A 12,790-nucleotide genomic window follows, 5' to 3' on the forward strand; every position below is an offset into this window, starting at 1 on the left:
CGGGAGAGTAAGAAACCACCGCAACCCCACTAAACAGGAGACCAAACCCCCCTAAAGGGTTTGGTCTCCTCACATATACACACCAAAAAACAACCCCCATCCGGGCAATAACCCGAAACAACCAACCCAAACACCCCACACTAGCAAAAACAAAAACCCCAAAAACCCGTAAGATGTTAGCCCCGCTATAGCCTCTAGGCGCCTATCACGAATCTGTCTTACTCAATAGGCTCTAGCCCGGAAACTAAAGATAGAATAAAACCATGCGTATCGCGATTGTAACGGACTGCTACCCGCCCCATATGGGCGGTATTGAAACCCAAACCTACAACTTAGCGCAGCAACTTAAATCATTTGGGTATTCCCCAGAAGTTATTACTGCCACCAGAGATGGATCATTTGTTGGTCGCAGACTAGAAGACCAAATTCCGGTACACCGTTTAGGAATGCCCACTTTAGGATTTACTCCTATGAATACGTTTGCGGGGCGCTTTTTTCCTGCCATATTTCCACATTTTGACCTCCTTCATATACACGTAGGGGTTTTGTCCCCATTTGCCCATTTAGCCTTGGAAATTGCTAAAACACTAGATATTCCCACCTTAGTTACCTTTCACTGCGAACTCGCTACCTGGGCACCGCTGATGCGAGCTAGCGGATTTTTTAACCGTTGGGTTGATGCCGGGATTTTGTTTTCCGGTGTTTCCTCACTGATGGAAGCACAAATTAATCAGTTAGTAAGCCCCAATAGGCGGCGTCGATGGCCAATAATACCGAATGGAATTGATACTGAATTCTGGGCTCCTCCAAAAGATAAACCCGAGACTAAGCGCTCAAGTTTCGTCCTAGGTAATCAAGTAGAATCTAGCGCAACTAACCAGACAATCAGGCAATCAGAAAGGAAAAACGCAGGCAAAGCCAGCTTTGAAGCCGTAAGCGCGATTCGCCTGATGCCCCGGAAACGACCTTTAGCGCTCATTAAATTCACCAGCGCTGTAAACCAGATTCTAGGTCAAGCGGGGGAACTAAGATTAAATATCTTCGGAGAGGGCGCTCTCGAACCATTCCTAAAAAGGTGCTCCCAGGTCCGAAAAGGGCAAGTACGTTTACTAGGACGCAAAGACCAGGTGGGATTGCTTAAAGCCTACCGGCAAGCAGATTTTTTTATTACCCTGTGCCTGAACGAGAGTTTCGGAATCGCGGCTGCGGAAGCTAGGGCGAGCGGATTGCCACTGGCTACTTTGCAACAAAGCCCAGTTAGCGACCTCATAAATGAGGGAATCACCGGTATTAGTGCGGAAAATGATTACACACTAGCTGAAAAAACCGCTGCTGCCCTGCTAGAGGGAAGATTCCAGAAAATGCATCAAAACTGTATCCAACAGCCCAGCCCAGTTTCATGGGAACGAAGCCTGCAAGCTACCCTAGCTGCCTATCAGCAAGCCCAGGAGAGCCGAAAAAGCTCCACTCGCGCCTCAAAATAACCCCTAAGCAATAAGTCGGCCCGTGCTCTGCCGGTAGAAGAATAAAACCTCCCGAATATGCATACTGGCGAAACGAGAGATATTACTCTGCTACCTGTACCTGGTTCTTCTTGCTGGCAATAATTCCTTCCGCACGGCGCATAAAATCTGAAAGTCGGCTGGCAGCAGCCACTACTGCCGGACCGTGAATCCTGCCTGGCTGACGACCCATGCGGTCAATCGGCCCGGAAACACTCAACGCTGCCACAACTTTTCCCGAAGCCATACGTACCGGAGCAGATACCGAAGCCAGACCAGGTTCGCGTTCCCCAATAGATTGCGCCCAACCACGCCGACGAACCACCGAAAGCTGAGTGGCAGTAAAAGACGCACCCTGCAAGCCCCGATGTAAACGATCGGGTTCTTCCCAGGCAAGGAGGATTTGAGCGGCAGAGCCAGCTTTCATGGACAAGGTAGAACCGGTGGGGGTGGAGTCGCGCAGCCCTAAAGGAGATTCACAGCTAGCGACCACTATGCGCTGGTCTCCTTGGCGACGATACATTTGCGTAGACTCTTGGGTATGCTCACAAAGCGCCTTCAGAATCGGGCGGGCAGATGCCAGCAGCCTATCTTCACCGGCAGCGGAAGCTAATTCTGCGATTCTAGGACCTAAAATAAAACGACCATGAACATCCCGGGCTACAAAGCGGTGATACTCCAAAGCTACTGCAATCCGATGGGCAGTAGGGCGAGCAAGCCCGGTACTGGTAACTAATTGGGCTAGGGTTCCTGGACCAGCCTCGAGGGCGGCTAAGACAAGTACAGCTTTGTCGAGAACTCCGACTCCACTTCCATCATTATTATTGTCCATGCTTTGATACTGCCATCTTATAGCTTGAAATTCCAACTACACTTTTCAAAGATAGTCTAAGTTTACCAGCATAAACCTAGGAGACGCATATGGGGCGAACTCTTGCAGAGAAAGTTTGGGCAGCTCACGTTGTAAAAAATGGCGAAAACGGCGCGCCCGATTTGCTCTACATTGACCTTCACCTCTGTCACGAAGTAACCAGTCCCCAGGCGTTCGCTGGATTGCGGATGGTGGGGAGAAAAGTCCGCCGCCCAGATCTCACGATTGCTACTGAAGATCACAACACCCCGACTATCGACATTGATTTACCGATTAAAGACAAAACTTCCGCTACTCAAATTCGTACCCTGCGTGAAAACGCTAAAGAGTTCGGAATTCGGCTGCACTCCCTAGGGGATAGCGACCAGGGGATTGTGCACGTGGTCGGCCCGCAGCTGGGCCTTACACAGCCGGGAATGACCATAGTTTGCGGAGATTCGCATACTTCCACTCACGGAGCTTTTGGTGCGCTCGCTTTCGGAATTGGAACTTCACAGGTAGAGCAGGTGCTGGCCACTCAAACTCTGCCGTTAAAACCATTCAAAACCATGGCGATTAATATCCCCGGAAAGCTACGTCCCGGAGTTTTTGCGAAAGATATTATCCTAACTATTATCGCCAAAATCGGTACCGGCGGAGGTCAAGGATACGTAATCGAGTACCGGGGCGAAGCTATCGAAAATCTTTCCATGGAAGGGAGGATGACTATCTGTAATATGTCAATCGAGGCCGGGGCGCGGGCAGGAATGATCGCCCCTGACCAGACCACTTTTGACTATATTAAAGGGCGTCCTCATGCCCCAGAGGGCATCCACTGGCAGCAGGCGTTGCGTTATTGGGAAAGTCTTAAAAGTGATAAAGATGCCCGCTTTGACCGGGAAATAACTATCCCGGCAGATAGTATCGAACCTTTTGTAACCTGGGGAACTAATCCTGGGCAGGGGGTGTCGCTCAGTGGGAAAGTGCCCAATCCAGAACAAATAACCTCAGATAGTGAGCGGGATGCCGCGCGTCGCGCCCTCAAATATATGGGGCTAACCCCCGGTACGCTGATGCGGGAAATCAAAATAGACACCGTTTTTATCGGTTCATGCACTAATGGACGTATCGAAGATTTACGTACCGTAGCCCAGGTTTGGCGAGGACGAAAGAAAGCTAAAGGGATGCGCGTCCTAGTAGTACCGGGCTCGGCGCGGGTACGTTTACAGGCCGAAGCGGAAGGTTTAGATAAAATCTTTACCGATTTCGGGGCGCAGTGGCGAAATGCGGGCTGCTCAATGTGTTTAGGGATGAATCCCGACAAACTGGGGGAGGGCGAGCGCTCGGCCTCTACCTCGAACCGAAACTTTGAGGGGCGGCAAGGAAAAAACTCTCGTACCCATTTAGTTTCTCCTGCAATTGCAGCAGCTACTGCGGTTAAAGGATACCTTGCCAGCCCTGAGGATTTAGAGCAAGAAGTTTAAGGGAAGAAAGCGTAACAGCATGGATAAATTTGTTTCCCATACCGGGGTAGGAGTGCCGCTGCGCCGCTCCAATGTAGATACCGACCAGATTATTCCCGCGGTTTATTTGAAGCGGGTAACCAAGAGCGGTTTTGAAGATGGGCTATTTGCCGCTTGGAGACAAGATAAAGACTTCGTGCTCAATCTTGACCCCTATGCGAGCGGTTCAGTGCTGGTAGCCGGTCCGGATTTTGGTACTGGTTCTAGCCGGGAACACGCGGTTTGGGCACTGCGCGACTATGGTTTCAAAGTGGTGCTGGCTCCCAAATTTGCGGATATTTTTCGCGGTAACTGCGAAAAAGATGGCATGGTCGCAGGGGTAATAAGCCTGGATGACTGTCATATCTTGTGGAAACTTATGGAGGAAGAACCCGGTATAAAAATAACCGTAGACCTTGAAAAATGTCAGATAGTCTGCGGATCTTTTACCTGTAGTTTTGAAATTGATGACTATACGCGCTGGCGCCTGATGGAGGGGCTGGACGATATTGATCTTACTTTGCGTGACGAGGACGCGATTAGTGCTTTCGAGCAGGTGCGAGCCGAATTTTTGCCACGAACTCTGCCCATAAAACTTTTTCCGACGACGCCGGTTATCTCTGCTCAACCAGTATCCTCGCAGACTTAGCCCCAATATGTAGGGCGGTTTGCCGGGGAAAAGGTTTTGTAACTAGAGGGTAAGGAAAGTAGTTTAGCCATTGCGCTTCCCGCCAGAGAATCCGCCACTACCGCCCCTAGTTGTGTCTTTAGTCAAGGCTCGTCCTCGCTAAAGGCGCAATTCTTCCCTGGTGGCTATTTCCGAGCGCGCAGACGGGTAGACTAGAAACACTGGGAAAAGCGGAAAAGGAAGTAACACGTGGAGCCGGTTCTTAAAGTACAAGGCGGACATCCCTTAACGGGGCGAATAAAGGTTCGAGGCGCAAAGAATTTTGTCCCGAAAGCAATGGTGGCGGCGCTGCTAGGCAAGACCCCCTCCACATTAAACAATGTTCCCCTGATTCGTGACGTAGATATTGTATGTGGGCTGCTTGAACTACACGGGGTAAAAACCGAATACGAATCCGCTAGTGGTCAGCTCTATATTGATCCCTCAAACGTAGAGGCCGCGCAGGTAGCCAGTATCGACACCCTGGCAGGATCTTCTAGAATCCCGATTCTGTTTTGCGGACCGCTCCTGCACCGCTTAAAAGAAGCAATTATACCTGACCTGGGTGGATGTGTTATCGGTGATCGTCCGGTCGATTTTCACCTCTCAATTTTGCGTTCCTTTGGCGCAAAAATAGACAAACTGGGGTCAGGGATCCATATCGCTGCTCCCGATGGGCTTAAGGGAGCCGTAATCGACTTGCCCTATCCCTCGGTAGGGGCAACCGAACAAACCCTGCTCGCCGGGGTGCAAGCCGAAGGAATTACCGAGCTGCGCGGGGCAGCTATCGAACCGGAAATCATGGATCTGATCAATGTACTCCAAAAGATGGGAGCCATTATCAGCGTAGATACGGACCGCACTATCCGGATTGAAGGGGTTGAATACCTAGAGGGCTTCAACCATACTGCTCTGGCAGATAGAATCGAGGCAGCCTCGTGGGCATCAGCTGCGCTTGCCACCCAAGGGGATGTATTTGTTGAAGGCGCTTCCCAACCGGAAATGATTACTTTCCTAAATATGTTTAGAAAAGTCGGCGGCGCTTTTTCGGTAGAGCCAGACGGGATTCGCTTCTACCATCCCGGCGGGGAACTAAAACCAATTGTGCTAGAAACCAATGTACATCCCGGTTTTATGACCGATTGGCAACAACCCATGGTGGTAGCGCTTACTCAAGCCCGGGGACTTTCGATTGTCCACGAAACCGTATACGAGAACCGTTTTGGTTTTACCCGTGCCCTCAATCAAATGGGAGCACAAATCCAGCTATACCGCGAATGCTTAACCGGTCTAGCCTGCCGTTTCGGGCAAAGAAACTATTATCATTCCGCCGCGATTTCCGGGCCGACCCCGTTACATGGAGCCGATATTACTATCCCCGACCTGCGGGGAGGGTTCTCGCACCTGATTGCGGCACTAGCCGCCGAGGGTAAATCTACAGTGCATGGAATCGATATGATTAGCCGCGGATACGAACATTTCCTCACTAAGCTGGGAACGTTAGGTGCGCAAGTAAAGCTGGAAAGATAAGGGGTAACTATGGCCGGGCAGTTCTCTCGCTTCTATAAGTTTTGTGTGCGTGTGGCGCGGATACCGGTGGGGGCGCTTACTCGCCGGCATTGGGAAGGGCAGGAAAATCTGCCCAAAGACGGCGGGTTCGTAGCGGTAGTAAACCACATTTCCGAGTTTGACTCCATGACCATTATGCATTTCATGACCAGTGCCGGATATCCGGTACGGATTCTGTGTAAAGAAGAACTGTTCAGAGTTCCGGTTTTGGGTTCGATTATGCGTTCTTGTGGGCAAATCCCGGTTTACCGAGAATCCAGTCAATCACGCGACGCCCTAGCGGCCGCGATTGCAGGTTTACAAGCCGGAGAATGCATCACGGTTTACGGGGAAGGTACCCTAACCCGCGACCCCGATTTTTGGCCGATGCGCATGAAAACCGGGGCGGCGCGGATGGCGCTACGAGCCCAAGTTCCGCTAGTGCCAGTGGTGCAGTGGGGAGCCCAAGACGTCCTCGACCGTTATGGAAAACACCCCAATCTTAAAGGTAAAAAAGACGTGTGGGTTAAGGCGCTACCGCCATTAGATTTATCCGACCTTTATGAGCGAGCCGATGACCCTGAAAGCTGGTACCAGGCGACCGCAAGAATTGAAACCGCAATCTGTCGCGGACTAGAACAAATCCGGGAAACAAAAATGCCCCATCGTCCTCTAGACCGAAAATCTGTGCGTCTGCCCTCCAAGAAGCAGCTGGCTGCGGCAGCTAAAGCCTGGAGAGCCGATAATCCCGGAAAACTGCCTACCCAGCGCAAACCAGGGGAACTGGACCCGTATTTGAAGCTGGATAGCGCCGCCGCGCCCTCTACCCCTAAGCAGGAAGGGTAGTTTGTAATGTCATCCTCAGGTCGCAAAGTCGCCGTCCTCGGCGCAGGCGCATGGGGGACCGTATTTGCACAAATACTGGTAGACGCCGGGAATGAAGTCAGGCTTTGGGCGCGTAGGGCAGAACTAGCAGAACAAATCAACCGGGGGGAAAATCCTCGCTACGTGCCCGATATAAAACTGCAGGGAATAAGCGCCTCCAGTGATTTACAATGGGTCTGCGAGGGCGCGACCATGGTGGTGGTCTCCATTCCCTCAAACGGGGTGCGAGCCCTAATGGAGCAGATACGGGGATTTTTAACTCTAAACGCCACCATAATATCGCTGGTAAAAGGGTTAGAAGCCGGAAGTCTGCAAACCATGACCGAGGTGATTGCCACCGCCGGGGCAATCCATCCCTCAAGAATCGTAGCGATTTCTGGACCTAACCTTTCGGTAGAAATCGCTCGTCACGAACCTACCGGAGCGGCAGTTGCCGGGCAAGATTCCTGGCGAGCTGGATTGGTAGCTTCCAGAATCCATACCCATTATTTCCGCCCCTATGTGGCTGAAGATATAGTCGGGGTGGAAATCGGAGGAGTAGTAAAAAACATTATCGCCATGGCAGTGGGGGCAGCTGAAGGACTCGGGCTGGGAGTGAACTCCCGCTCGTTCCTGATTACTCGCGGACTAGCGGAAATGGTGCGCCTAGGGGTGGCGATGGGTGCGAAATCAGAAACCTTCCTGGGGCTGGCCGGTCTTGGCGACCTGGTAGCAACCTGCTCTTCGTCCTCGTCTAGAAATTTTTCATTCGGCTATCGTCTAGGACAAGGGATGAGTATAGACGAAGCGCTAAAAGTATCTGCTGGCACAGTCGAGGGGGCGCGATCTTGTCCGGTAGTGCGCGAATTGGCACACCGCAAGGGAGTATCCATGCCGATTACCTCCGCAGCCTACCGGGTAATCAGTGGGAAACAGACTTTAGAAGAAGCGTTAATATCTTTGAGTTCTGGGCCGCGGGTAACCGACGGTCCTAGAGCGCGATTGGTGTAGAGAGGATAGCTATGGCGTTAGCAGAAAACCAGAAACCCCGAGTATTAGTCCTGTTCGGGGGAGAATCGGGTGAGCACGGGATTTCTTGTGCGACCGCTGCCGCAGTGGTAGAAGCAATCAACCCTGAGCGTTATGAGGTAGTAACCGTAGGTATCACTGCTCAAGGGCAATGGGTACCCCTCGATTTTAGCTCTGAGCAGTTCCAAATCCGGGAAGGTAAAGTGGCGAGCGTACCTCCCGCCAAGCGGCAGCTATTCCTGGCTCCCGGTACTGGGAAAGCAATTAGCCTACCCACTCAGCTAGGCAGCGAATTTTCCCTTGCTGATCTAGGAACCTTTGATGTGGTATTCCCGCTGCTACATGGACCTTTCGGAGAGGATGGGACCGTACAGGGGCTGTTGGAAATGATGCACCTGCCCTATGTAGGTTGCGGGGTGCTGGCCTCGGCTGCGGCTATGGATAAGCCCACCACGAAAGTATTATTGCATCAGGCAGGGCTGCCAGCCGGCAAATGGGAGACCGTGAGCGCCGCCCAGTGGCAACAAGACCGATTCTCGGTACTTAAACGTTTAGCGCCCTTGGGGATGCCGGTATTTGTGAAACCAGCCCGCGCCGGCTCGTCCTTAGGAATCAGCAAAGTAAACTCAGCTGATGCTTTGGAAGAAGCAATTGAAAGGGCGCAACAGATTGACCCGAAAGTGATTGTAGAAGCAGAACTTACTGGTCTAGAAATAGAATGTGCGGTGCTCCAAGGGCGGGACGGTCGCGCCCGTACCAGCGAACCAGGGCGGATAGCCATGCGAAGCGATGTTGATTTCTATGACTACCAAACCAAGTATTTCGCAGAGGACGCGGTTGCTTTGGAAATACCGGCACAGATTCCTGCCCATTTAGCTAGCCAGGTGCGTGATTTTGCTGGTAAAGCTTTCGAGGCGCTGGGGTGTGAAGGGCTAGCTCGGGTAGATTTCTTTGTCGATACCGCCAAAGACCAGGTAGTAATCAATGAGGTAAATACGATGCCCGGCTTTACTCCATTTTCTATGTACCCGAAACTGTGGGAATATATGGGGGTTGATTATCCGCAGCTCATGGAAGAATTGATTTCATTAGCCTTGACACGCCCGGTAGGTCTGAGATAGAAAAACCAGCAATTCAAGGCACTTATTTAGCGGTAAACAAAAGTAAACAAATAGGGTTGGAGATATGGCGAAAAAACGCGTTACCTTAGTAACCAGCGGGCAATATCCGAATTTGACTGAGGACGAGGCAGGGCTAGTCGAGGAACTGAACTCACGCGGGCTAGACGCGCGGATTGCGATTTGGAATGATCCCCAGGTGGATTGGGAAGAAGCCGGAGTATGCGTAATCCGTTCAGTTAGAGACTACGCTACCCACCGTGAACAGTTTGTTAAGTGGGCACATAGCGTTCCCCGCCTATTAAACCCGGCAGATGTGAGCGAATGGGCTACCGATAAACATTACCTACTCCATTTGCAAGGACAGGGAGTGCCGGTAATTCCTACAACTTGGCTAGAACCGGAACAGAATCTAAACAAACACCAGGTACATACCCGTTTTCCCGCCTATGGAGAGTTCGTAGTCAAGCCGGCAGTTTCCTCCGGGGGACGCGAAATGGGGCGCTACGACGCAAATAACGGTATGGCGAGGATGGCAGCGATAACTCATGCTTATCGCCTCCTGCAAGAGGGGCGCTCGGTAATGGTACAACGTTACCTCTCGGAAGTAGATGCCCACGGTGAATACTCGCTGGTGTATATGAATGGGGTGCTGTCGCATTCAGTAGAAAAAGCGGCTATGCTTACCAACCCGAACACTACCGAGCTGCAGGCAGAAGAAGAGGTTACCGGTAACCGCGAACCTAGGCCCGAAGAATGGATTTTTGGGGAAAAGGTGCGTTCAGCTATTCATCACATGATTAAAGACCGTCTCGGGCATGACCAGCATCTACTGTTCTTGCGGGTAGATATGGTTCCCGATGGGAAAGGTTCCTTTTACCTGATGGAAGTATCTCCAGTAGACGGATCTTTGTATTTGCGTACCCGCCCCGATGGGATTCAAACTTTCGCAGATGCAATCTGCAACCGAGTTTTCTGGTAGACATATCGCTTTCACCTGCATATATGGCGGGTGTGAGCGGATACATATCCGTCCTTGGTGGCAAAAATTTTATCTCCAGCCCTTGGTTAGATAGAGTGGATAGTCGTCGCTAAGCGATAAATGGTGGCTGTAGTTCAGTTGGTAGAGCACCTGGTTGTGGTCCAGGACGTCGCGGGTTCGAGCCCCGTCAGCCACCCCAGACGGCAACTGCCTGGCAGTTTGTCGTGAAGGTAGTTCAAACACTTTCTTTGAATCTCGGTGGTAGATAACACACCGTCTGGACAGGGAATTTGTTTGATAAACGCCGCCAGTATCGGCTAGTCTAGTTAGTCGATACTGATTCTTCTTGAGGAACAGGTAACCCTCGTCCTCAAAAAGAAAGAATAATGTACGTGACTAAGGAAATGAGCAGCAAAGTGGTCTACGCGATTGTCAAAGCGGGCGGACATCAAGAAAAAGTCTCCGTCGGAGATATAGTTGTCGTCGATAAACTGGCAGCAGAGGTTGGCGACAGCATCGACTTTGCTCCAGTGATGGTAGTTGATGGTGACAAGATCACCTCCGATGCCGCTGATTTGGAAAAAATCAAGGTGACTGGCGAAGTTTTGGAACAAACAAAAGGTCCAAAGGTTCGGATTCTTAAGTTCAAGAACAAAACCGGATACACTCGCCGGATGGGTCATCGCGCCAAGCTGACCCAAGTTAAAATCACCAAAATCGCCTAATCTCGGGGAAACTAAGAAAGGAAAAGAAAAATGGCACATAAGAAAGGGCTAGGTTCCTCTTCTAACGGCCGTGACTCTAACCCGCAGTACCTGGGGATTAAGCGTTACGGTGGCGAAGTAGTTAATGCCGGAGAAATCCTGGTTCGTCAGCGGGGAAGCAAATATCACCCCGGTACGAACGTAGGAATGGGTAAAGATGACACCCTGTTTGCGTTAGCTGCTGGCTGCGTTGAATTCGGTCGCAAACGCGGTCGCAAGGTCGTAAACGTAGTTTCCGCCTAAGGCAAAACTGATAGCTTAAAGATAGCGGGGTCGCCTAGCGACCCCGCTAAACTTATATATTGGCGCCTGGGCTTAATAGGTTAAGGCTTTTTCGCTGAAGCTCTAAGGGGTAGAGATGGCAAATTTTGTTGATCGAGTAAAAATCGATGTGACTGCCGGGAACGGCGGTAACGGCTGCGTTAGTATTCGGCGAGAAAAATACAAGCCCCTAGGAGGCCCAGATGGGGGCAATGGGGGACATGGCGGCAGTATTTTCCTGCAGGTCGATCCCCAATGCCACACCCTATTGGACTATCACCATTTACCCCACCGCAAAGCCAGTAACGGCACTCCCGGAATGGGAGCAAACCGCGAGGGCGCAAACGGAGCAGACCTAGTGCTCCCAGTTCCTGCCGGCACTGTAGTTAAAACCAAAGACGGCGAAATCTTGGCGGACCTGCAAGGGGCAGGAACTCGCCTGGAAGTAGCTCACGGCGGGTGCGGTGGAAAAGGAAACGCCGCCCTGGCAACCAAAAAACGTAAAGCCCCCGGCTTTGCTCTCCTGGGAGAAGAGGGCGAATCCCGCGTCCTCGTCCTCGAACTAAAATCAGTAGCCGACGTAGGGCTGGTCGGATTCCCCTCCTCCGGAAAATCCTCACTGATAGGGGCAATTTCTGAAGCTAAACCTAAAATCGCTGACTATCCTTTTACCACCCTGATTCCCAACCTGGGAGTGGTGCAAGCAGGAGACATCAGATTTACAGTTGCCGATGTCCCCGGTCTAATCCCCGGTGCTTCCCAAGGTAAAGGGCTAGGGCTAGATTTTTTGCGTCACATTGAACGATGTGCGGTAATAGTACACGTCGTGGACTGCGCAAATATGGAGGCAAATCGCAACCCGGTCGATGATATTAACGCAATCGAAGCTGAACTAGCTGCCTATCAAAGCGACCTAGATAAAGTCTCCGGATATGTTCCCCTAGCCAAGCGTCCCCGGGTAATCGTCCTCAACAAAATGGACATTCCCGATGCTACCGAGATGGCAAAACTGCAAGCCAGCTCGCTAATAGACTTTGGGTGGCCGGTTTATGCGGTTTCTGCTCTCAGTGGGCACGGTTTAGACTCGCTGCTGTTTACCCTGGCAAAAATGGTTTCTGAACTGCGCAAGGAAGAACCAGAGGTTACGGACCAACCGACTCAAATCTTGCGTCCCCCAAGCGTAGGCGGGGCGGCTTTTACCGTAACCGTTCACACTACTGGTCAAGAACCCATTTACCAGGTACGGGGAGAAAAACCCGAACGCTGGGTTAAACAAACCGATTTCAGCAACGACGAAGCTATCGGTTACCTGGCAGACCGCCTCTATTCCTACGGAGTAGAAGAAGAACTACTTAAAAAAGGCGCTAACAGTGGTGATACCGTGGTGATTGGCTCGATGGAGGGCGGAGTAATTTTCGATTTCGAACCTATGCAATCCGCGGGTGTCGAGCTATTAGGGGCGCGAGGCGAAGACCTGCGACTTGCAGGCAGTAAACGGCGAACAAACCAAGAACGGCGCGAACAATATCATCAAATGATGGACAGTAAAGAAGAAGCTAGAAAGCAGCTACGTCAAGAACGCGAAAGCGGATTATGGACGGATCCTTCAAAAGACTAATCCTGAAATAGCGGTCTTTATTCCGTAAACCCTAAAAATAAAACGGGAAACCAACATTAACTATGGCAACAACTATAGTTAAAAC

12 protein-coding genes and 1 tRNA gene are annotated in these 12,790 nt (G+C 51.3%); 12 read left to right on the forward strand and 1 reads right to left on the reverse strand.

Annotation, left to right across the window (positions count from 1 at the left end):
* The first annotated feature begins 263 nt into the window (after positions 1 to 263).
* Positions 264 to 1,484 carry a glycosyltransferase family 4 protein gene (locus tag QZT94_RS01490; protein WP_296762857.1) on the forward strand — a complete coding sequence of 407 codons (1,221 nt, stop codon included), beginning with the start codon at positions 264 to 266 and terminating at the stop codon, positions 1,482 to 1,484.
* An 82-nt stretch (positions 1,485 to 1,566) separates the two neighbouring features.
* On the opposite strand, the gene QZT94_RS01495 is transcribed toward QZT94_RS01490, so the two are convergent.
* Positions 1,567 to 2,334: an IclR family transcriptional regulator gene (locus QZT94_RS01495; RefSeq protein WP_296762859.1), complete on the reverse strand. Its 768-nt coding sequence runs from the start codon at positions 2,332 to 2,334 to the stop codon at positions 1,567 to 1,569.
* A gap of 89 nt (positions 2,335 to 2,423) precedes the next feature.
* Between QZT94_RS01495 and leuC the strand changes: the two genes are divergently transcribed.
* The 11 genes from leuC (at position 2,424) to obgE (ending at position 12,705) form a co-directional block, all read left to right on the forward strand.
* Positions 2,424 to 3,836 carry a 3-isopropylmalate dehydratase large subunit gene (gene leuC / locus QZT94_RS01500; RefSeq protein ID WP_296762861.1) on the forward strand — a complete coding sequence of 471 codons (1,413 nt, stop codon included), beginning with the start codon at positions 2,424 to 2,426 and terminating at the stop codon, positions 3,834 to 3,836.
* Positions 3,837 to 3,855: 19 nt separating this feature from the next.
* The gene (gene leuD / locus QZT94_RS01505) at positions 3,856 to 4,503 is read left to right on the forward strand and encodes a 3-isopropylmalate dehydratase small subunit (protein ID WP_296762863.1); all 648 of its coding nucleotides are present in this window, start codon (positions 3,856 to 3,858) and stop codon (positions 4,501 to 4,503) included.
* A 228-nt stretch (positions 4,504 to 4,731) separates the two neighbouring features.
* A complete protein-coding gene (murA, locus tag QZT94_RS01510) occupies positions 4,732 to 6,051 on the forward strand; it encodes a UDP-N-acetylglucosamine 1-carboxyvinyltransferase (RefSeq protein WP_296762865.1) in 1,320 nt (439 codons plus the stop codon).
* Between the two features lie 9 nt (positions 6,052 to 6,060).
* Entirely contained in the window at positions 6,061 to 6,915 is an 855-nt protein-coding gene (locus tag QZT94_RS01515) for a lysophospholipid acyltransferase family protein (RefSeq protein WP_296762867.1), read from the forward strand.
* 6 nt (positions 6,916 to 6,921) lie between these two features.
* Positions 6,922 to 7,944, forward strand: a complete 1,023-nt coding sequence (locus tag QZT94_RS01520) for an NAD(P)H-dependent glycerol-3-phosphate dehydrogenase (protein ID WP_296762868.1) — start codon at positions 6,922 to 6,924, stop codon at positions 7,942 to 7,944.
* A gap of 11 nt (positions 7,945 to 7,955) precedes the next feature.
* A complete protein-coding gene (locus QZT94_RS01525; protein WP_296762870.1) occupies positions 7,956 to 9,083 on the forward strand; it encodes a D-alanine--D-alanine ligase family protein in 1,128 nt (375 codons plus the stop codon).
* Between the two features lie 64 nt (positions 9,084 to 9,147).
* Positions 9,148 to 10,062 (forward strand): glutathione synthetase, encoded by a 915-nt coding sequence (locus QZT94_RS01530; protein ID WP_296762872.1) that lies wholly within the window; start codon positions 9,148 to 9,150, stop codon positions 10,060 to 10,062.
* A 123-nt stretch (positions 10,063 to 10,185) separates the two neighbouring features.
* Positions 10,186 to 10,261: transfer RNA gene (locus QZT94_RS01535), tRNA-His, on the forward strand.
* Positions 10,262 to 10,466: 205 nt separating this feature from the next.
* A complete protein-coding gene (gene rplU, locus QZT94_RS01540; protein WP_072509241.1) occupies positions 10,467 to 10,787 on the forward strand; it encodes a 50S ribosomal protein L21 in 321 nt (106 codons plus the stop codon).
* A 30-nt stretch (positions 10,788 to 10,817) separates the two neighbouring features.
* Positions 10,818 to 11,069 (forward strand): 50S ribosomal protein L27, encoded by a 252-nt coding sequence (gene rpmA, locus QZT94_RS01545; protein ID WP_270627236.1) that lies wholly within the window; start codon positions 10,818 to 10,820, stop codon positions 11,067 to 11,069.
* A gap of 115 nt (positions 11,070 to 11,184) precedes the next feature.
* Positions 11,185 to 12,705, forward strand: coding sequence for a GTPase ObgE (gene obgE / locus QZT94_RS01550; protein ID WP_296762875.1), 1,521 nt, complete (start codon positions 11,185 to 11,187; stop codon positions 12,703 to 12,705).
* Positions 12,706 to 12,790: the final 85 nt, after the last annotated feature.

The sequence above is a fragment of the Varibaculum sp. genome (assembly GCF_008661855.1).
Taxonomy (GTDB): Bacteria; Actinomycetota; Actinomycetes; order Actinomycetales; family Actinomycetaceae; genus Varibaculum; species Varibaculum timonense_A.